Annotated in this window: 14 protein-coding genes; 9 read left to right on the plus strand and 5 right to left on the minus strand. The window is 40.4% G+C overall.

The features are described from left to right. Positions 1-310 precede the first annotated feature (310 nt). Both H5182_RS01705 and soxR read right to left on the minus strand, forming a co-directional pair. On the minus strand, positions 311-2,164 hold the full coding sequence (locus H5182_RS01705; RefSeq protein WP_145234556.1) for a S8 family serine peptidase: 1,854 nt from the start codon (positions 2,162-2,164) through the stop codon (positions 311-313). Positions 2,165-2,401: 237 nt separating this feature from the next. Further along, complete coding sequence (soxR, locus tag H5182_RS01710) at positions 2,402-2,869, minus strand: redox-sensitive transcriptional activator SoxR (RefSeq protein ID WP_145234554.1); 468 nt, start codon at positions 2,867-2,869, stop codon at positions 2,402-2,404. Positions 2,870-2,966: 97 nt separating this feature from the next. On the opposite strand from soxR, the gene H5182_RS01715 reads away from it, so the two are divergent. Genes H5182_RS01715 through H5182_RS01725 form a run of 3 tightly spaced genes read left to right on the plus strand, consistent with a single transcriptional unit; the run spans position 2,967 to position 4,610 of the window. After that, entirely contained in the window at positions 2,967-3,431 is a 465-nt protein-coding gene (locus H5182_RS01715; RefSeq protein ID WP_149981836.1) for a flavodoxin family protein, read from the plus strand. 32 nt (positions 3,432-3,463) lie between these two features. Further along, complete coding sequence (locus H5182_RS01720; protein ID WP_182730815.1) at positions 3,464-3,988, plus strand: DsrE family protein; 525 nt, start codon at positions 3,464-3,466, stop codon at positions 3,986-3,988. Position 3,989: 1 nt separating this feature from the next. Further along, positions 3,990-4,610 carry a GDSL-type esterase/lipase family protein gene (locus H5182_RS01725; protein WP_145234548.1) on the plus strand — a complete coding sequence of 207 codons (621 nt, stop codon included), beginning with the start codon at positions 3,990-3,992 and terminating at the stop codon, positions 4,608-4,610. On the opposite strand, the gene H5182_RS01730 is transcribed toward H5182_RS01725, so the two are convergent. Together H5182_RS01730 and H5182_RS01735 are read right to left on the minus strand one after the other, a co-directional pair. Further along, a complete protein-coding gene (locus H5182_RS01730; protein WP_182759398.1) occupies positions 4,593-5,267 on the minus strand; it encodes a LytTR family DNA-binding domain-containing protein in 675 nt (224 codons plus the stop codon). The genes H5182_RS01725 and H5182_RS01730 overlap by 18 nt on opposite strands. Next, complete coding sequence (locus H5182_RS01735) at positions 5,261-6,772, minus strand: sensor histidine kinase (protein WP_182759399.1); 1,512 nt, start codon at positions 6,770-6,772, stop codon at positions 5,261-5,263. Before H5182_RS01735 ends, H5182_RS01730 begins: the two co-directional genes overlap by 7 nt. Before the next feature lie 216 nt (positions 6,773-6,988). Between H5182_RS01735 and H5182_RS01740 the strand changes: the two genes are divergently transcribed. From H5182_RS01740 to H5182_RS01750, 3 genes are all read left to right on the plus strand, one after another. After that, the gene (locus tag H5182_RS01740; protein WP_182759400.1) at positions 6,989-7,861 is read left to right on the plus strand and encodes an ABC transporter ATP-binding protein; all 873 of its coding nucleotides are present in this window, start codon (positions 6,989-6,991) and stop codon (positions 7,859-7,861) included. After that, positions 7,852-11,010: a M1 family aminopeptidase gene (locus H5182_RS01745; RefSeq protein WP_182759401.1), complete on the plus strand. Its 3,159-nt coding sequence runs from the start codon at positions 7,852-7,854 to the stop codon at positions 11,008-11,010. Before H5182_RS01740 ends, H5182_RS01745 begins: the two co-directional genes overlap by 10 nt. 176 nt (positions 11,011-11,186) lie before the next feature. Then, positions 11,187-12,392: a sugar efflux transporter gene (locus tag H5182_RS01750; protein ID WP_220497065.1), complete on the plus strand. Its 1,206-nt coding sequence runs from the start codon at positions 11,187-11,189 to the stop codon at positions 12,390-12,392. A 57-nt stretch (positions 12,393-12,449) separates the two neighbouring features. Here the strand turns inward: H5182_RS01750 and H5182_RS01755 are convergent, their stop codons facing one another. After that, positions 12,450-14,717 (minus strand): TonB-dependent receptor, encoded by a 2,268-nt coding sequence (locus tag H5182_RS01755; RefSeq protein WP_182759402.1) that lies wholly within the window; start codon positions 14,715-14,717, stop codon positions 12,450-12,452. 256 nt (positions 14,718-14,973) lie between these two features. Here H5182_RS01755 and H5182_RS01760 point away from each other — a divergent pair, with 256 nt between their 5' ends. The 3 genes from H5182_RS01760 to H5182_RS01770 all read left to right on the plus strand — a co-directional run bounded on the left by H5182_RS01760 (position 14,974) and on the right by H5182_RS01770 (position 18,828). Further along, the gene (locus H5182_RS01760; RefSeq protein WP_149981828.1) at positions 14,974-15,981 is read left to right on the plus strand and encodes a LacI family DNA-binding transcriptional regulator; all 1,008 of its coding nucleotides are present in this window, start codon (positions 14,974-14,976) and stop codon (positions 15,979-15,981) included. Between the two features lie 103 nt (positions 15,982-16,084). After that, positions 16,085-17,335 carry a sugar MFS transporter gene (locus H5182_RS01765; protein WP_182730808.1) on the plus strand — a complete coding sequence of 417 codons (1,251 nt, stop codon included), beginning with the start codon at positions 16,085-16,087 and terminating at the stop codon, positions 17,333-17,335. Next, a complete protein-coding gene (locus H5182_RS01770) occupies positions 17,332-18,828 on the plus strand; it encodes a trehalase family glycosidase (RefSeq protein ID WP_182759403.1) in 1,497 nt (498 codons plus the stop codon). Before H5182_RS01765 ends, H5182_RS01770 begins: the two co-directional genes overlap by 4 nt. The last annotated feature ends 224 nt before the right edge of the window (positions 18,829-19,052 follow it).

Below are 19,052 nucleotides of genomic sequence, written 5' to 3' on the forward strand. Positions count from 1 at the left end.
AAATACTTTTATTATTTTGCAGCTGAACTATTTATTCTCTATTTATAGCCGTTTTATTAAAAATGTGAGCACTTTAGAGAGTATCAATAAATAATACGGCCTATAAAAATAGGCCATATTATTATACCAATCGACTTAAATATTTAACCATTCTGGCGGGCTAAATAAAACGCTAACTGCGTTAATCATTTTTTATGTAGAGCAACAACATGTCAAAATTTCTGCCTTGTTATCACTGTATTTATCTGTCGTTATAAATGGTCAGCAACTTAACACTATTGGTATTATTGAGTTTTTTAGAGTCAGTTAATTAGTAAGATGCAACAATGCTTACGCCAGAAAATGCATTGTACCCTCTTAGTGTAATGTAATATTTACCGCCTTGTCCTGAGCCTAGGTTACAGCTTTCATTATTACCATTTGCATATGGACGGCAGTCATACACACTAGTTGTAGCTTGTGCGCCTTTACGAACATATAAATCAGCGTCGCCCGTACCTCCAGACATACTAATATTCAACGAAGCATTTGCTGGTACTTCAATGGTGTAGACAAGTTCTTGATTTCGTGCCCCAGAAAGCCCTGTAATTGGCACGCCATTTGTTAAGCAATTGCTGCCACAGCTAGTGCCACCGCCAATTGTGCCAGTTAAACTTACACCACTGTATTGGCTGTAGCCATTGAGCATTACCCACCAATCGCCAGCTTGTGGGTTAGTGAACGTGCAGTTTTCTGTGTTGCCATTTTTATATGGTCTACAGTTGTAGCTACTAGTTGAAGGTTTTTGCCCTACCTGTACATACATATCAACATCGCCTGAACCACCATTGGTATCAAATGATAGCGATTCAGAACCCGCAGGAACAACGAGCTTATAAAAAGTGTTTGTACCTTGAGCGCCTGATACGTTAACGCTTTGTCCATTGGTCAGTTCATTTTCTTCTGGGGGGACAATAATGCCACCTTCTAATGTATAAAGTAACTCATTCGGTGAGCCAGATTTCGCATCAGACACTTTGTTTTTAGTACTTCGTTGGCTGAGCATAGTATCGATTTGTGATGGGCTCAAAGAGGGCGTTTCATCAAGGTATAGTGCAACGGCACCAGCAACATGAGGCGAGGCCATTGAGGTGCCACTGATAGTATTTGTTGATGTATTTGAGTTATACCATGCTGATTTAATACTTGAACCAGGTGCGTAGATATCTAAACAGTTACCATAGTTTGAAAAACTTGAACGACTATCGCTGCTAGTCGTTGAGCCAACAGTTATGGCGTTCGCTGCACGAGCTGGTGAATAATTGCAGGCATTACTGTTGTCATTACCCGCAGCTACTACAAAACTTATTCCTGCTGCTACGGCATTGTTTACTGCGTCATCAGTTGCTTGTGAGGCGCCACCGCCTAAACTCATATTTGCAACTGAAGGTCCCGTCGCGTTATTTTTAACCCAGTTAATACCTGCAATAACCCCTGAGTTTGAGCCTGAACCATTACAACCTAGTACGCGCACACCTACGATGTTGACATTTTTAGCAACCCCGTAAGTACCACCACCAATCGTGCCGGCAACATGCGTACCATGTCCATTACAGTCTGTTGCATCTGAGTCGTTATCTATAAAGTCATAACCGTGAGATGCGCGATTGCCGAATTCATTGTGGCTTATACGTACACCTGTATCAATGACATACGCAGTTACGCCAGACCCATCAAAATCATAATAGTAATTTGAATTGAGAGGGAGGTCTTGTTGATCTATGCGGTCTAAGCCCCAGATTGCATTTGGTTGATTTGCGTTTGTTTGTGCCAAAGGGTTAATCGACATCATTTGATCTTGTTCAATGTAGTCAATATTCGGATTGCTAAGCATTTGTTGAATTGTTTTATCTGACGCATTGACAACAACACCGTTTAAAATGCCGCCAAATTCCTGAGCCACATCGATGTTATATAGGTTACTTAAACTCGCTGATTGTGAACTGGCAAAGTCAGCTATTGCATCACTACTTTGAACATTTAAAACGGAGGGAGTTTTAAATACAACGATATATTTACCTTCAATCGCGCGGCTTGTGTCGACGGACATAAGTTCTGCCGCATGAGTTTGCACCGCTGATAAACTGACTAAAACAGCAAAACTTAGAGTACTTAATTTACGCATTGTTTAATCCTTTTTGGATAGTTATTGTTTGAAACGCACTCCAAAAGATAGCTTTAATTAACAATAAGTAAGCATCCTGTTAACTTTAATTTAACTTAAATGTAAAAATATGTAAACAAGTGTAACTGTTTTGGTTTTTTGTAGCCTTATTATGAATCTAACACTTGCTTGCTTTTTAGTGCAATTATTTGAATTTAAGTGTTTTTAATATTGAGCGTATTGTTATTTTTGGCAGGATTATTTTTGAGGATTATTCAAAAGTACTGCGCCACTTTGGGTATCGCCTAAGTAATCGTCTTTATTGTAAATCGGGCACTTTGTCATTGACAGGCAACCGCAGCCGATGCAGCCGTCGACTCTGTCGCGTAGGCGCTGCATAAAAGCAATACGTTCATCAAGTTGTGCTTGCCAGTTTTTTGATAATGCTGACCAATCTTCTTTAGTGGGGGTACGTTTATCAGGTAAAGTGGCGAGGGTTTGTTTGATTTCCTCAAGAGTAATGCCCATTGCTTGCGCTGCTTTGATGACCGCCACACGGCGCAGTACATCAGGCTTATAACGGCGTTGGTTGCCGTTGTTCCGCCAGCTGCGGATCAAGCCTTTGGTTTCGTAAAAGTGTAGCGCGGAGACTTTTACGCCGCTGCGTTTAGCTACAAAGCCCACAGTTAAATTAGCTTCAACAAGCTTTTTTTGTTGATCGGTCATAGTTTTCTTATTTTTTATTAAAAATCAATTTTTAAGGTTGACCTCAATCTTACTTGAGGTTTTACGCTCTTTGCAACCATAAAAAAGGAGAAATAAAATGCAAGAAAAACCAATGCATAACACCGCTATTATTTATTCAAGTGGCCGTAAAAACGGTAATACTACGGCGCAAGTTAATGCCTATAGTAAGCAACAAAGCGGCATTGTTTTTTGCTTAGATGATTATGTTATTTCACCTTATCGCTACGATAAGCAGTATCACAATGATGATTTTTATAATTTGTTTGAAGTGTTACTTCGCTACGAACATTGGGTGTTCGCATCGCCTGTGTACTGGTATAACACCACGCCACAAATGAAAGCATTTATGGATAGGATCACAGATTACATGGATGACGAGGCGTTAAAACCGAAGCTTAGAACTTTACGTCAAAAACAGTTTTCACTATTGTCTAATGCCTCATCTGCCTCTGCGCCAGACGCCTTTATAGACATGTTTAAACAAACCTTTAATTATTTAGGAATGACTTTTAAAGCTCATTCACATGTACAGGCTGGTTAAATACGGGTAGGCTAAACAAAAAAGGATGATTTATGAAAACTTCACTTTTAGGCTTTGGCCTTCTTGCAACTAGCTTAACAACGATCGCTGCTGAGCCAACTCCTGTTATCAATGACTTTGGTTATTTTTACAATGTACCAGCTCAAGTATCAGACTTAAGCCAAGCGCAGTTTAAAATTGCCTTTGATGTGGGGGATGGTGCAAAACATGGCGAGCAAAATAACCCTATTAATTCGTTAGCGCGCTTTATTAATATGCATGTTGCCCATGGGGTAAAGCCGGAAAACATCCAACTGGCCTTAGTCGTACACGGTAGCGCGAGTGTTGATGTGCTGGAAAACAGCGTTTACAAAAGCCGCTTTGATGTTGATAATAAAAACCAGTCTTTGATCACCCAGCTACTTGCTAATAATACGGTTGTGTATGTGTGCGGGCAGTCGGCAATGCATATGAAGGTAGCAGCAGAGCAGCTTATTCCAGGGGTGGAAATGGCGCTTTCTGCAATGACCGCTCATGCGCAGTTACAGCAACAAGGCTACACGCTGAATCCATTTTAAAATGAATATTTTGTGTTTTGGTGATTCGAATACCTTTGGTATTTCTCCTGTTGATGGGAAACGGCTGAGCGAAACTGAACGCTGGCCTACTTTATTAAAGCAGCAGTTGGGCACAGGCTTTGAAGTGATTGAAGCAGGGGAACCTAATCGTACTTTAGTCAATAATCCCCCGTTTATGGGGGATAAATCGGGCATTAAGTATTTAAAACCGTATTTGGAAGCGCATACTGTTGATGTTGTTATTATTCAACTCGGTACTAATGATTTAAAAGCGCGCTTTGACTTAACACCAGAGCAAATTGCAGGTGGGTTAGACTCTTTTATAACTGCTATTAAGCTGTTTTATCAACAATCAATGATACCTGTACCAAGCATTGTGGTTATCTCTGTTGCAAACGTAATTGCGAACGGCGCTTATAAAAAAATCTATGCGGGGGCAGAGCATAAAGTTATGCATCTTGCTGCTTGGTGTAAAAAAGTGACCAACAAGCATAACTGCATATTGGTTGATGCCTTCTTGTTTATTAAGCCTTGTCAGTATGAGGGGGTGCACTGGCCATCTTGTGAACATAAAAAGCTCGCAGATAATTTATATCAGTATATTTTAGAGCAAAGAACGTGATACTTCTTTATATGACTTGCCAACTTTTACAATCGTACCTGAGATTAGCTCAATATAGTCATTACTAACTGCAACAACCTTATTTTTATTGATTAAAAATGATTTATGAGTTTGCAAGAATGAGCCATCAAGTTGTACTGAGAGCCGCTTAAGTGTGCTTGTTGCAAGTATCACTTGGTCAGCTAGGTGAACTTTTACATAATTTCCATACGCCTCAATGTATTCAATACTATCTAAGTTGACCTTACGTTTTTCACGGTCAACTTTAAGAATGATGCTTGATTGCGGCTGTGTTGAAAACTGATTCTCACGAATTATAACTTTGTTGAGTGCTTGCTCAAGCCTCTCTGCCGATACGGGCTTTAGCAAATAATCAGTTACATTGAGTTCAAAGCCTTCAAAGGCATACTCTTGATAAGCACTGACTATAATTACTTGCGGTGGTTTAGCGAGCGCTTTGAGTAACTCTAACCCCGATAACTCTGGCATATTGATGTCTAAAAAGACTAAATCGACGTCTAACTTTGCCAAGTCATATAAAGCATCTTTTGCGCTATAGTATTGGCCAACAATATTAATTGTAGGGTGAGCTGCTAAGTGGTGCTGAATTACGAGGTGTGCGAGTGGCTCATCATCGATTATGAATGCGTTTAACATGATGAAAGCTCCAAAGTGAGTGTAGTGTGCCAAATATTATGTTGACTATTTGTAATCAGAGAATAGCTATTTGGGTACAGAAGTTCCAGTCTTCGCTTTAAATTGTTCAGTCCCATGCCAGAATCATTTTGTTGTTTTTGTTGGTGGATGGTGTTTGCGCAATACAGCGTTAGTGTATTGCTACTGACTGTGAGTTCAAAGGTTATTTCTGTTTGCTGTGATGTTGGCTCTACACCATGTTTAATAGCATTTTCTAATATAATAATGAGTAGCAGTGGGGCTATTTTTAATTTACCAGGGTTACTTGGCCAAACAAGGTTAAATTGGCACTTGTCACCACTTCTGATCTGCTGTAATTCGATAAAGTCTTTAAGATAATTAATTTCTTGGGTTAAGAAAACCTGTTGTTTTTGACCTTCGTAGACCGTGTATCGAAGTAAATTGGCAAGTTGCATCACCAACTGCGGTGCATTATCTGATTTAGTGAGTGTTAATGCATATAAGTTATTTAGTGTGTTGAATAAAAAGTGCGGGTTAATTTGTTGTTGTAGTAACGTCAGTTCTGTTTCAGTTTGCTGCTTGGCAATCACATTTAATTTATTATGCTGCTGTTGGCGTTCAAAGGCTAAAATAATTGGCGTGCTAACGCTAAGAAAGAAAAACATAAACTGGTAGTTATACTTACTAAAAAGGCTTCGAGTTCCACTTGGTGTTAAATTTACAACCTCTGTAGGCAGATCATTGATGGGCAGTAAAAGCACACCCGCAGTGAGGGTGGGTGTAAGCAAAGCAATAAAAATTAAACATGCAGCGAGAAAAGTAAACACACCATGGTTTGTTAATATTTGGCGGATCAATATGTATCGGTTAAATAAGTACAAACAAAAAATGATAGCTGTGTATACGCTTAGCTGCCAAAAGTAAGTTAGGAATTGATTAAATTGGGTAAATACTTTGCTTATGTCAAGGATCAGGTCTAAAGGTTGATTTAGCATCGGGTTTGTATGCGTATTAAGTACGCCAGCCATAATTAAAGACCACGATACTAATACTAAAATAACCATATTATCGAGAGATGTTAATGAGTTAAACCACTTTGAAGTTAATGAGTTTTGTGCGCTACTAACTCGCTTTAACATTAGCCAAATAAGACTCGCGAATGCAGAGAGTATCCAGCATTGTGCGTCGAGGTATTGCCAATTAGCAAACGCAGAAGACATTATATTTAACAGGTAGACAAGAGAAGGATACGCAACAAAGCCTAATAGCCACACTACAACTGAGCGTTTAAGTGGCAATTTAAATGCTAAAGCGTGAGCAGCTAAAAAAGGCAAGCACTCTAAAAATAGTTGCCCATTAATTAGCGTGTAGAGCTCGGCTGAGTCTTGCTTTAATGATAGATAGCGAATGTGTGCTTCTAGCATTATTGCAGCAATAACGGGTAGTAAAACAACCACATAATGTAAGTTTAATCGTTGCCACCGCGCTGAAATAGCTGCCTGCATACTACACTCCATGTTCATCGTGCTTAATGATATATGTTATTAAGTTTAAATGAATTACTTCACTTAGTTCAGCAAAATAATGATCAAAGGTCGTTTTTTAATGACAACTGCAAAATATTTGCTTTCATCCTTTAATTCAATGTGTTGATCATTGCTATGTAGCTTATTGTGCGGTGCTTTCTTAATGTGATTATTAATCAATTAAGGAACATAACGATGCTAACACTTACAAATATTAATAAAAAATACGCAGATGGTACCCAAGCATTAAGTGATATATCTATTACTTTACCAACCGGTATGGTGGGATTACTTGGGCCAAATGGGGCGGGTAAATCAAGCTTAATGCGCACGCTTGCGTGTTTGCAAAGCGTTGATACTGGTCAGGTGAACTTTGACGGTTTAGATGTGTTGCAACACCCTGATGAGATGCGCAAACAGCTGGGCTATTTACCGCAACAGTTTGGTGTTTATCCAAATATGAGTTGTATTGCTTTGCTAGAGCATATCGCAATTTTAAAGGGCCTTGATAGAAAAGACCGACAGCAGCAAATAAGTGAGCTCTTGGCGCTATTAAATTTATCTCAGTTTGCAAACAAAAAGGTGAGCCACTTTTCTGGTGGGATGAAACAACGCTTTGGTATTGCTCAAGCGTTGCTAGGCTCCCCTAAGCTGATTATTCTAGATGAACCAACCGCAGGGCTTGACCCTGCTGAGCGCGAAAGTCTCAATAATTTATTGGTGACGATTAGTAAACAGCGCTTGGTGTTGTTATCTACCCACATAGTAGAAGACATAGAAAATCAGTGTCATTTTGTCGCGATGATCAACCAAGGTCGGTTAATTCAAAGTGGTGAAGTGGCAGCACTCATTAAGCCATTGCATGGTTGTGTATGGCTACTGGAGAGCCTTCCTAGTGTGTTACCGCAAGAGAGCTTTGTATTAAGCCAAAGTTATCGATACGGCAAGCCTTCATTTCGAGTTTATGCCACAACGGCTCCCGCTGAGCGTGCAAGACCTGGCGAAGTGACACTGCAAGATAGCTATTTTTATGAATTGAAAGCTAGAGGGTGTCACACATGCTACTGATCAACGAACTACATTATGTACTTCGCCAGCCTTTGCTTTGGCTTTGCTTTGTAACTGCCCCTTTATTTGCGTTTACATTGTCATCAGGTTTAGCCGTCGAAGGCAGCGACGCTATAAATCAATTTAAATTACATCTAGTTGCACTGCAAATGATACAACTAGCTTTACTTACAGGTGCGCTTGCACCGACATTTTTTTTACGTGATCAAATACACAATATGCAAGAGCTGGTGGCAGTGACACCTATCACGTTTAAACAAAGCGCATTGCTACGTGTGGGAACGTTGGTGTTGTGTGTGTTTGTGATTGTGCTTATCAGTATGCTAGTAATGATGGTTATGCAAGTACACAGCAAAGGGTTTGACTGGCAAATCATTAATCAACTGGCTGTTAATAGTCTTTTTGTGCTGCTTCCTAATAGTTGTTTGCTTGGTGTAATTGCATTCTGGTTTTGTCAAAAATTCAGCAGCCCTCTGGTGAACTATTTTGTATTTGCAGTTTTATGGATTGGCTACTTACTGCTTGCAAGTGTCACGGGTAATCCCATATTGGCGGGAAGTAGTATTATCAGTGAAACTAGTTATCAACTGTTTATATGGTTAGATCCTTTCGCATACACTGCAATTATAGGTAGCTTTGTTGAGCCTCAGGGCTGGGTTATAGCCATTAATCGGGTGCTGATACTGTTACTCACAACCGCTATCTACTTTAGTACGGCGGCAGCGAGTAATGTGTTTAACTCGTTCAATAAGCGGGTAAAAAATGCAGTGAGTAATCTACAATCCGTTATAGTAGCAAGTGCTTCGTACCAACCTGTGGCTGCAAAAAACCATGAACTGCCGATATTTATCGCATGCTATAAAGTAGCGCTTTTCAATGTTTTAAAGCATCCAATAACACTGTTAATTTTATTAGCTTGGCCAGCCATGGTGTTTAATAATGTAGCCTCTTCTTCTGCTTATGCTGAGCCATTGAGTGTAATCAGCGCAACCAGCATCGATGCAATTAGTCACTATGCTTTTGATATGCAAATACTGTTTGGGTGTTTGCTGATGGTGCTTTGGAGCTGGCAAATCAGTTGCTATGCACGGCGCTTTAACATGGCTGAGCTAATTGCTGCTACGCCGATCAAAACGGCCACTATTTTATATAGTCAATTATTGGTATTGGCTACCCTGGTTATTATTTTTTCAACGATGAGCTTTGTTGGTGCTTCTTTGTCACAATGGTTTATTCATAGCCAATATGACGCGTACGATCATGTATATGTTCTGTGTTTAACGGCACTGCCCCTGATGCTAATTGGCTGGGTAACGGTGTGTGTATTTAATATTTGTCGCTCAACACTGGTTGCAGGAGGCGTTATTTTTGTGATGCTGTTGCTAAAATTTACACCAGTTATGACTTATTTAGGATTCACACACACATTTTGGAGCCTAGCTTGGACGCCATTGCAGCCACCGAGTGAATTTTGGGATTATCGGGCCAGTATTAGCAGTTATTGGCCTTATATACAGGTGTGGTTGTTTGCCTGTGTAAGTTTTATATTGCTAACGTGTGTATTTAGTCACCGCGGTGCAGGGCTTGATAGGCGTGCGGTTGTACGAAAAGATGCATGGCTAATAATGCCTGTGTTGCTCTGTGTTGGTTTATTTGTGCAATTACACCTACGGTTAGTTGATGAAAAGCCCCTTACCAATTCACATAAACGTGAGGCCTTTAAAGCGGATTATGAAAAAACCTTTGCAGGCTGGCAGCATAAGTTGCAACCTCAGGTTAGTCATATTGATGCAAAAATTGATTTTTACCCGCATCAACAGTTAGCAAAGTTTGATCTGGCTTACACCTTAAAAAACTCTCATCCAATGGCCATTAAGCAAATTTTAGTCGGCAGAGCTGGGTTTTATAAGTGGGCGAAGGTGAAGATTAAAGGTGCGACCCAAATCGCTTTTTATCCTGACTTAAATCAGGCTGTATATGAGTTTGACGTTGCAATAAAACCACATGAAACACGACAATTAACAACACAATTTGAAGTACATCAAGCGAAATTGTGGCCTGCTGGTGGACATCAAATAATTACGCCTGAATTTAGTTATATTCGAGCAGTTCCGGTGCTGCCAACCATTGGCTATCAAATCAACTATGAGTTAACAGATACAAGCTTACGAGCTCAATATGGTTTGCAACAAAAGCCTCGCCCTTTAGCTTCAGCGTTACTTACTAAAGGGCAAAATAGACCAGCACACTATGAGCGTATAACGATGTCGAGCACAGTATCAACGGCAACGGGGTACCAAGTTGTGACACAGGGCAAGCAAATTACGCATCAACGTGAACAGGGTCGTGAAATATTTAAGTTTAAAACAGTGTCTGCAATTAATAACTTACCAGCTTGGCTGTCAGTGCCTTTTAATGCTGAAACTAAAAAACATGATGGTGTTACTTTACAAGTATTTGCAAAAAAACAAGAGCCGATTGAGCGTTCAGATGCAATTGCCGTTAACTTTCAAGCAATGATGGACACACTTGATTGGTTTAAAAATAATATTGTTGCGTATAAAGCCAAGCAATTAAGCTTAATTGCAGCTCCCCCATTTGGTGGCACTGGGTATGCTTTACCACAAATTATATTAATTGAGGATAAAGTTGGGTTTAGGGCTCGTCCAAGCGTTGGTGCTGGCTTTGATCAGCGTTATCGCCGTGCAGTGCATGAAACCGCGCATCAGTGGTTTGGCCATGATATAGGTAATAGTGTGCCTGCAGATAGTGCCTTTTTAATGGAATCGATGGCTAAATATATCGAATTAGTCGTGTTAGAAAAACGCTACGGTAAAACCGCTATGAACGCATTAGTTGATTATGAAACAAAGCGTTATGAGCAGGCATCGCGCATGGATATTACCGCTAAAATGGCGTTGATTGATTCAACAAAAAATTATGATCAATACTCAAAAGCCACCATCGTATTTGCAAAACTAAGGGCTAAAGTAGGCGATGAAGCGATAACTAGTGCACTTAAGTCAGTATGGCAAGAGTATGCTTATCCAAATCGGCCTGCGACAGCAATGGATTTTATTCGGACATTGAAACAGCAGGTTGAGGAGCAGCATATTGCATTTATCAATTCGCTGTTTTTAGACGTTTAAGTGAACTAAACGCCACAATTTGCAAACCGTGGCTTGATTTTTATGCTTTGTTTAGTAGCTGGTAAAATGTGCGTAGTTTAAATAGTCTTGATTATTAAACAACCCGCTTTGTAGTTTAATATTACTTAAAGCCGCGTATAATGCGCGGCTTATTTTTAGTGTCTGTATGGTGTTTTTTGAAGTCGATATTCAAACAGTATGGTGTGGTATTTATCTTGTTAAGCTTATTAACGGGCTTAATAGGCGCATTTGTTAATCCACTAATGAGTTTGTTTATTGTTGAAGGCTTACAAAGCCCACCTATATATTTGGGTGTGTACACTACAGGTGTCACTTTGATGGGCATTCTCTTTAGCCAATGGTTAGGTGGATTGGCCGATAAGGGCGTGAGTGCTAAAAAGATGTTTATGATTGCGGTCTCTGGCATGGGGATGGCGTTAATCATATTCGCTAACGCAACGTCTTTTTGGCAGGTATTTGCTGCCGGAGTACTCTTGCTTTCAATGGGCAATGCCGCGATACCGCAAGTTATGACTATTGCTCGCCAGTGGGCGGATGAGCAAGATCATATTGATATCACCCAGTTTAATACTCGCCTTAGAGCGGCAATTTCATTTGCATGGGTCGCAGGCCCGCCGCTTGGCTATTTACTTGCATCAGGAGTTGCCTTTAGTCGCTCATTTTATACCGCAGCTACGTTTGCGTTGTTGGCATTAATTTTTGCAATGAAGTTTTTGCCCAGTGTTAATGCTAACGACAGAGCTAAAAAAGCTGAGCCAAATCAGCCGATCAATCAATCGTTTTGGGCTTTAGGTGCTGCTATAACTTTTGGCTCAATTGGCAATATTATGTACGCCAGTGCCTTACCGCTTTATACAATAAATGAACTGGGCTTTGCTAATAATATGCCTGGAATATTTATGGGCATGGTGGCATTAATTGAAATACCTGTGATGTTGTATAGCGCAAAGCTCAGTAAACGCATCACTAAAACAGCCTTGTTAGGTTTTGCTTTTAGTTGCGCTATTTTGTTCTATATTGGCGTATTTTTTGCCGATCAAGTATGGCAATTCTTTGTACTGCAAGGTGTAAATGCTATTTTTTATGGGATCTTTGCGGGTATCGGCCTGACTATTTTACAAGAGCAGCTACCATCACGAATTGGTTTTACCTCTGCTTTTTATGGCAATGCCATTAAAGTAGGGGTCATGCTTGGCACTGCCAGTACCGGTTTAATTGCACAGTGGTTTAGTTTTCGTTTTGCCACGCTAGGCTCGCTTATAGCGGCAAGCATTGCTATGACTTTTTTAATAATATTTAGTTATTTAAAGCGCCAAGAGAGCGAGTCGCAAGAGCAGCTTTTTGTTCAAAACGTGATTTAAAAAAGCCGCGGTGTATTAACCACCACGGCTTTGGGTATTGATCCAGAGAGATGAGGGTTAGAATTCGTAGCTTACGCTTAAGCGTGTTGTACGAGGCATAATGTAACGGCCATTGGGCGCGTCAGCATTACGAGGGTCGCCTTCGGTAATACCTTGCTCGTCAGTTAAGTTATCAATTGCTAATTGCAGTTTGATCCCTTCCATTGGCTCAAGGATAAAACCTAAGTCAACTTTTTCGTAGCCATCAAGTGTCACGGTGTTTTCATTATTACCAAAGCGGTCATCTACTGCTGACAAAGTACCATAGAGTGTGGCGTACATGCCGTCTACTTCAAAGTCATAGCTTGGTGTTACACGTACTTGCCATTTAGGCTGGCGCTGTGCTTCATTGCCTTTATTTTCTGGACTTTCAGTGATTTCGGTTTGTTGTAATGTGGTATTTAAATTAACAGAAAAGCCAGATTCATGATTAAAGTTGTAATCAAGTTCAACACCATACGCTTCGTTGGTTAAAATTTCAGCTGGCACACCCGGGCGACTTACAAAGGTATCGCCTTTGACTTCGTTGGTAAATAAAGTGGCAAAAAAGTCAGTGCTTTGAGTGATCAGTTTATAGCCAAGTTCAGCTTGAGTGACTTCTTTAATTAGTTTTTCACCCCCTTGGTATGCGCCAAAATTATCTCTAAAGTCATCAAAATATGGCATTTTATAACCACGGTTAACGCGAGCAAATACGCCCATGTCATCATTAATTGAATAGTTTAAACCGGTTGTCCATGAGGTTTTACTTTCATCGTAATCAACAGCTTTAGTGATAATACCGTCAAGGTCTTCATCAACACTGTACTGTACATCATGGCTTTCATAACGTAGTCCACCGTCAAGAGTGAGATCTTGGCTTAGCTTGTACTGTGCCGTGGTATAAAAAGCATTAGTGCGTGCATCACCTGATGAATTAATGTCGTAGTTAAAGTCACAGCCTTCGGCGCTTTTATTACAAGTAATATCATTGAGCATTTCACCACCCGCTTCAAGAACATGATAGGCCGTATTGCCTAAGCTCCACCAGTCATTGGCAGAGGTGCTTGCAGTGTAATAGCCGACAGCAACAGAGAGGTCTTCAAATTGCTTTGAAAATGCTAAATCATTAGTAAATGAACTAATTTCTTTGAGTACCACCCAACGACCCACTTGTTGTACGGGTGTATCACTGTCATAAGTTGTGCCTGTCGCGGCGCCTGTTGCAGACTGACCATTATCAGCCACTTCACCTAGTGTTGTTGCGGAGCCTGCGGGCACTAAACCAAGTGTATTGGCATCGCCTTTGGTGATATTAAAGCGGTCTGAAAAACTCCAGCCATTGTCAAATTCAAGTTTAATACTACCGCCAGATACATGGCCATTCCAACCGCGGCCATCGCCAATATCAACTTGGTGCGCGTCATTATTTGGCCCGGTATAAATGGTCGCTTGGCGGTTTAGTGTGCCAAGTTGGGTATATTCAGCATCAATGCCATTAACATTGAGTGGTGTTGGTAAGTACCATGCGCCATGATCGTCTGTTTGGCGAGTGTAGAAATTCATTTCACCGTTATCGAGTTCTTTGGTGATATTAACCGTAAACTGGCTGCCTTTCTCAGAGGTAAAGCCTGCATCACGAATACCTGGTGAGCTTTTTACATAGCCGCCTACCATAAAATATAAGTCGTCGCTGATTTCGCCACTTAAAACAGCATCAACACGTTGCAAATCGTAATCAGAGGTGGTGTATTTAAATAAGCCTTGAGTATCTTCGCTGCCACGCTTTAATCTAAAGTTGGTTGTTAAGCCCGGTTGGCCGTTAGAAACCACTGGGTTTGGACCACCACGTAATGCTTCCATGGTTTCAATGGTTTCGTCGATTCTAAATAATGATGAGTTTTCTAAAAACGATAATGTTGGTGCTGGGTAAATAGGAGAACCTTCAAGGCTTAGGGTTAAAAATGGCGCATCACCACCACCAGGAAAGCCGCGCACAAATACATTAGCGCCAGATTCACCACCCGAGCTTTCTACCCACACACCGGGAACTGCTTTAAATAAGTCCGCAGTACTTTTTGGTGATAGTTTAATTATTTGCTCAGCATCAATATTTGTCACAGCATAGCTGGCATCAATTTTACGAACGCCCATACCTGCAGGTGTGCCAGAAACCACAATGCGTTCAACTTTTTTATCTGTGGTTGTTTGCGCGCTTGTTGCTGGTTGATCTGCAAGCACGGTTTGACTGGATAGCGCTAAAATAATAGCGCAAGCAAGTTTGCTTGGTGTGTGTGTTGTTGTCATGTTGGTATTCCCATTTTTTGTTCGTTATTTAAAAAACTATAAATAACAAAGCACTAACTAATTTAATGAAATGTTAATGCTGTGTTCTTTTAAACCTTAGAACTTTATGCAAACGTTTGCAATTATTTTTTTAACTTTCTGTATTATTTTTATACACGGTTATGTTTATGACTAAATTTAGGCCTTGGCGCAGCCTAATTTTAATAATGATGGTATATTGCAACTTCACGATTTAAGGAAGGCTTCGTACTTAGCAATGAATAACAAACAACTAAAGTTAGCGGATCTAGCCAAGCTTGCTGGAGTATCAACCTCGACTGTTTCTCGTGCGTTAAATGATAACCCATTGATAAAAAAAGAAACTAGAGATAAATTAAAGCAGTTAGCAAAGCAACATAACTTCAGTTTAAATACGGCTGCGAGCCGCCTTCGCTCACAAAAAACCAATGTTGTAGCAGTGATCATAAATTTCGACAGTGGCACTGAGCAATCAATTAACGACCCTTTTTTGCTTAAGGTAGTCGGAGAGATAAACCTCGCATTGAATAAACAAGGGCTAGAACTTCTACTCTCAAACTCATTTATGGCCGGTGATGACTGGGCTAATTACTTTATCAATAGCCGTCGGGCTGATGGCATTATTGTGGTTGGGCAAGGCAAAGATCCGGCAAACATTGAAGCCGCCGCTAATGCAGGCGTGCCTTTAGTTGTTTGGGGTGACCCAAAAACTCCCAGTAATTATCCCATTGTAGGCAGTGATAACTTTGTTGGGGGTCGTCTTGCGACTGAACACTTATTAGCAGGTGGCGCTAAAAATATTGTATTTTTGGGAGATCCAGGACATGCTGAAATTGGCGAACGTTACCGTGGCTATTTAGCGGCTCTAAATACGGCTAACGCTATAGCACACGTAGTGTCTATCGATATTACTAGTAGCGCAGCATACCATGGGATCAACCAATTACTAGTCGCGAAAGGTTTATGTTTCGACGGCATTATGGCGTGCAGCGATATGGTGGCACTAGGCGCTATGAAAGCGTTAAAAGAGCGCTATATCAGTATTCCTAACGATGTTGCGTTAGTTGGTTTTGATGATATTGCCATGGCAGATGTGAGTCACCCATCACTTTCGAGCATTAAACAAAACACTCAGCGAGCCTCAGTATTACTGGTTGAAAAATTATTAGCGCAGTTACAAGGTCAGTCAGCTGAATCACAAGTTGTTGAAATAGAATTAATTAATCGTCAATCTAGCAAAGGATAATCTGTAGGGTGAGTTAACTCAATTTTGAAATTTAAAATGCAAACGTTTGCATTTTATTTTGCGCTACACTATGCTAAAAGAAATCAACATCAGGTTAACGTGCATGAACCCAATAAGAATAACCATAGCGTTGGCGTGTAGCTATTTCGTGTTCGCTATTTTACTCAATAGTGTTGGCACCGTAATTTTACAAGCCATCAATAGTTTTGACATAACAAAAACGCAAGCTTCTGTTTTAGAAGGCTATAAAGACCTTACCATAGCAATAGTTTCTTTTATTGTTGCATCATTTATTCCACGACTTGGCTATAAACTGGCCATGCTTGTAGCGTTGGGGTTGGTTGCCTTAATGTGCTTGTTAATGCCCTCAATTGCACAGTTTTATGCGTTCAAAGTATTGTTTGCTGTGATTGGTTGCAGCTTTGCGATTATGAAAGTATCCGTTTACTCGGTTATTGGCCAAGTCACTGATAACGCCAATCAGCACTCAGCATTGCTTAACACCATTGAAGGTATTTTTATGCTTGGGGTGTTATCTGGCTATTGGGTGTTCTCATGGTTTATTGATAGTAGTAATGCGCAAAATACAGCATGGTTGAACGTGTATTATTTGCTGGCTTTGTTAGCGGGTATGGCTTTTATTACAGTGCTTATAGCGCCAATAAAAGTTCCGCAAAAAGCAACATTACGTACCAGTCAATTAGCTGCTTTTATTGACATGCTAACACTCACTTATAAACCTCTAGTGGTTATATTTATTATCAGTGCATTTTTGTATGTGTTGATTGAGCAAGGGGTAGGGACTTGGTTACCTACTTTTAATAATCAAGTACTTAAGCTGCCAGTTGATATTAGTATTCAACTGGCCAGTGTGTTTGCCGCAGCACTGGCGCTAGGTAGACTAGTGGCGGGGCAGATATTACGCGTTATTGGCTGGTATAGTTTGTTGTTAAGTTGCTTGGTTGCTATGGCCGTGCTGGTGCTACTAGTTTTACCGCTGACTCATGAAATTGATGGCAGCCAAGTAACGAGTGTATTTGATGTGCCTTTTGCAGCATACATGCTGCCGCTCATTGGCTTTTTTATGGCTCCTCTTTACCCATTACTTAACTCTGTGATGCTCAGTGCGTTAGCCGCTCACCAGCAGGCAGCTATGACCGGACTTATCGTGGTTTTTTCAGCATTAGGCGGCACCACTGGTTCAGTAATTACCGGCTTCATCTTTGATAAATTTAGTGGCCAACATGCCTTTTATCTTACCTTGATCCCAATTAGCTTGTTGTTGATCAGTGTAACTTTATTTAAAAAAATGACAGTAAACTTAGGCGCAGTGCCAGAAAAAGGAACGATATGAACTTTGTAAATAGCCAATTATTTTTAGATGTGCAACTGGCGGCTATATTTAGTGACAGTAAAACTTTTGCTGATGCGATTGCTAATGATAGTTGGCAGTTAGCATGCGACCTTTACTTACGCGTTAAACCACTTACTACACCACAGTTAACAGAATTTGTAGCACAGCATTTTACGTTTGAATCAACGGAGCTCCCAACTCAGCAAAGCAACAGCGATAGTGTGCAAAGCTATATTGCCAATTTATGGCCGTATTTGCATCGCAATGCAGACACAGCTAAAGCCAGCTCTTTATTACCACTTAAACACAGCTACATAGTACCGGGTGGGCGCTTTCAAGAAATATATTATTGGGATAGTTATTTTACTGCGTTAGGTTTGCAAGATATTGGCGATATAGACAGTATCGAAGCCATGCTTGCTAATTTTATTGATCTGCAAAATCGTAATGGTTGTATTCCCAATGGCAACCGCAGTTACTATAGTTCTCGCTCGCAGCCTCCTATTCTAGCGCTGATAGTTGATTTAATTTGGCAAGCAAAATACTGTAAAAATAGTGACTTTGCATGGTTAACTGATTGCGTTGTTGCCCTTGAGCAAGAATATACATTTTGGATGCAGGGGGCAGAGCTACTGAGTGAGCAAATATCAAGCCATAAGCGTGTAGTAAAAATGGCAAATGGTGCATTACTTAACCGTTACTGGGATGATCAAGCAACACCACGGCCAGAATCACTGCGTGAAGATTTGCATGATGCCTCATTACTTCCTGAACAGCAAAGAGCTAATTACTATAGAAATATTAGAGCTGCGTGCGAGTCTGGTTGGGATTTTAGTAGTCGCTGGCTGGGTAATAATAAGCTTACCAGTATTCAAACCACGGATATTATTCCTGTGGACCTCAATAGTTTACTTTATTACCTTGAAAAACAGCTGGGTCATTACTTTGCGGTATTAAACAATACAAATAAGCAACAGTATTTTGAGCAACAAGCAGCTCAAAGACGTGCGGCAATTAATCAGTATTTATTCAGTACTGATATGGGGTTTTTTGTTGATTTTAATTATCAAAGCCAGCAACAATCTACAGTGCTGTCGCTTGCCGCCACCGTCCCATTGTTTGTCAATTGTGCTAGCGAAGAGCAGGCGGTGTTGGTTAAAAATAAGCTTATGAGTGACTTTTTAAAACCAGGCGGATTAGTAACAACCCTCAATGAGACTTCCCAGCAATGGGATAGCCCTAATGGCTGGGCACCACTGCAGTGGTTTGCTGTACACGGATTTCACCAGTATGGCTTTGTTGCAGATGCAAACACCATCATGAGCAATTGGTTACAGATGATAGAAAACAGTTTTAAAACCGACCACTGTCTACTCGAAAAATACAATGTTTATGAGCCTGAAAATAGAGCTGGAGGTGGCGAGTACAAAGTGCAGCAAGGCTTTGGTTGGACCAATGGAGTGACTTCTCGATTTTATCATTTAATAAAATAACGTAATAGCCAAGGATTGGCTTTAAAATTGTTTAGTCGTTATGCATCAGACATCTAAATTTTCATTCTTTTGATAAATCAGATGCAATATAGATGCAATATAACCCCCATCTCTGTTATTAGCATTGAAGATAGGTGTCATTATAAGTTTGTTCCTTATACTGAACATGGAATAGCGGTTTAAAGGAGAGAGTAATCGTCTGCTAATACACTCCTACAAAACAG

It is taken from the genome of Pseudoalteromonas sp. SG44-17 (assembly GCF_014164235.1).
Classification (GTDB): domain Bacteria; phylum Pseudomonadota; class Gammaproteobacteria; order Enterobacterales; family Alteromonadaceae; genus Pseudoalteromonas; species Pseudoalteromonas rhizosphaerae.

Coding starts and splice junctions, on each gene's coding strand:
- H5182_RS01715 (WP_149981836.1), top strand. CDS start 2,967: ATGCAAGAAAAACCAATGCATAACACCGCTATTATTTATTCAAGTGGC.
- H5182_RS01730 (WP_182759398.1), bottom strand. CDS start 5,267: ATGTTAAACGCATTCATAATCGATGATGAGCCACTCGCACACCTCGTA.
- H5182_RS01725 (WP_145234548.1), top strand. CDS start 3,990: ATGAATATTTTGTGTTTTGGTGATTCGAATACCTTTGGTATTTCTCCT.
- H5182_RS01720 (WP_182730815.1), top strand. CDS start 3,464: ATGAAAACTTCACTTTTAGGCTTTGGCCTTCTTGCAACTAGCTTAACA.
- H5182_RS01770 (WP_182759403.1), top strand. CDS start 17,332: ATGAACTTTGTAAATAGCCAATTATTTTTAGATGTGCAACTGGCGGCT.
- soxR (WP_145234554.1), bottom strand. CDS start 2,869: ATGACCGATCAACAAAAAAAGCTTGTTGAAGCTAATTTAACTGTGGGC.
- H5182_RS01705 (WP_145234556.1), bottom strand. CDS start 2,164: ATGCGTAAATTAAGTACTCTAAGTTTTGCTGTTTTAGTCAGTTTATCA.
- H5182_RS01745 (WP_182759401.1), top strand. CDS start 7,852: ATGCTACTGATCAACGAACTACATTATGTACTTCGCCAGCCTTTGCTT.
- H5182_RS01765 (WP_182730808.1), top strand. CDS start 16,085: ATGAACCCAATAAGAATAACCATAGCGTTGGCGTGTAGCTATTTCGTG.
- H5182_RS01760 (WP_149981828.1), top strand. CDS start 14,974: ATGAATAACAAACAACTAAAGTTAGCGGATCTAGCCAAGCTTGCTGGA.
- H5182_RS01740 (WP_182759400.1), top strand. CDS start 6,989: ATGCTAACACTTACAAATATTAATAAAAAATACGCAGATGGTACCCAA.
- H5182_RS01755 (WP_182759402.1), bottom strand. CDS start 14,717: ATGACAACAACACACACACCAAGCAAACTTGCTTGCGCTATTATTTTA.
- H5182_RS01735 (WP_182759399.1), bottom strand. CDS start 6,772: ATGCAGGCAGCTATTTCAGCGCGGTGGCAACGATTAAACTTACATTAT.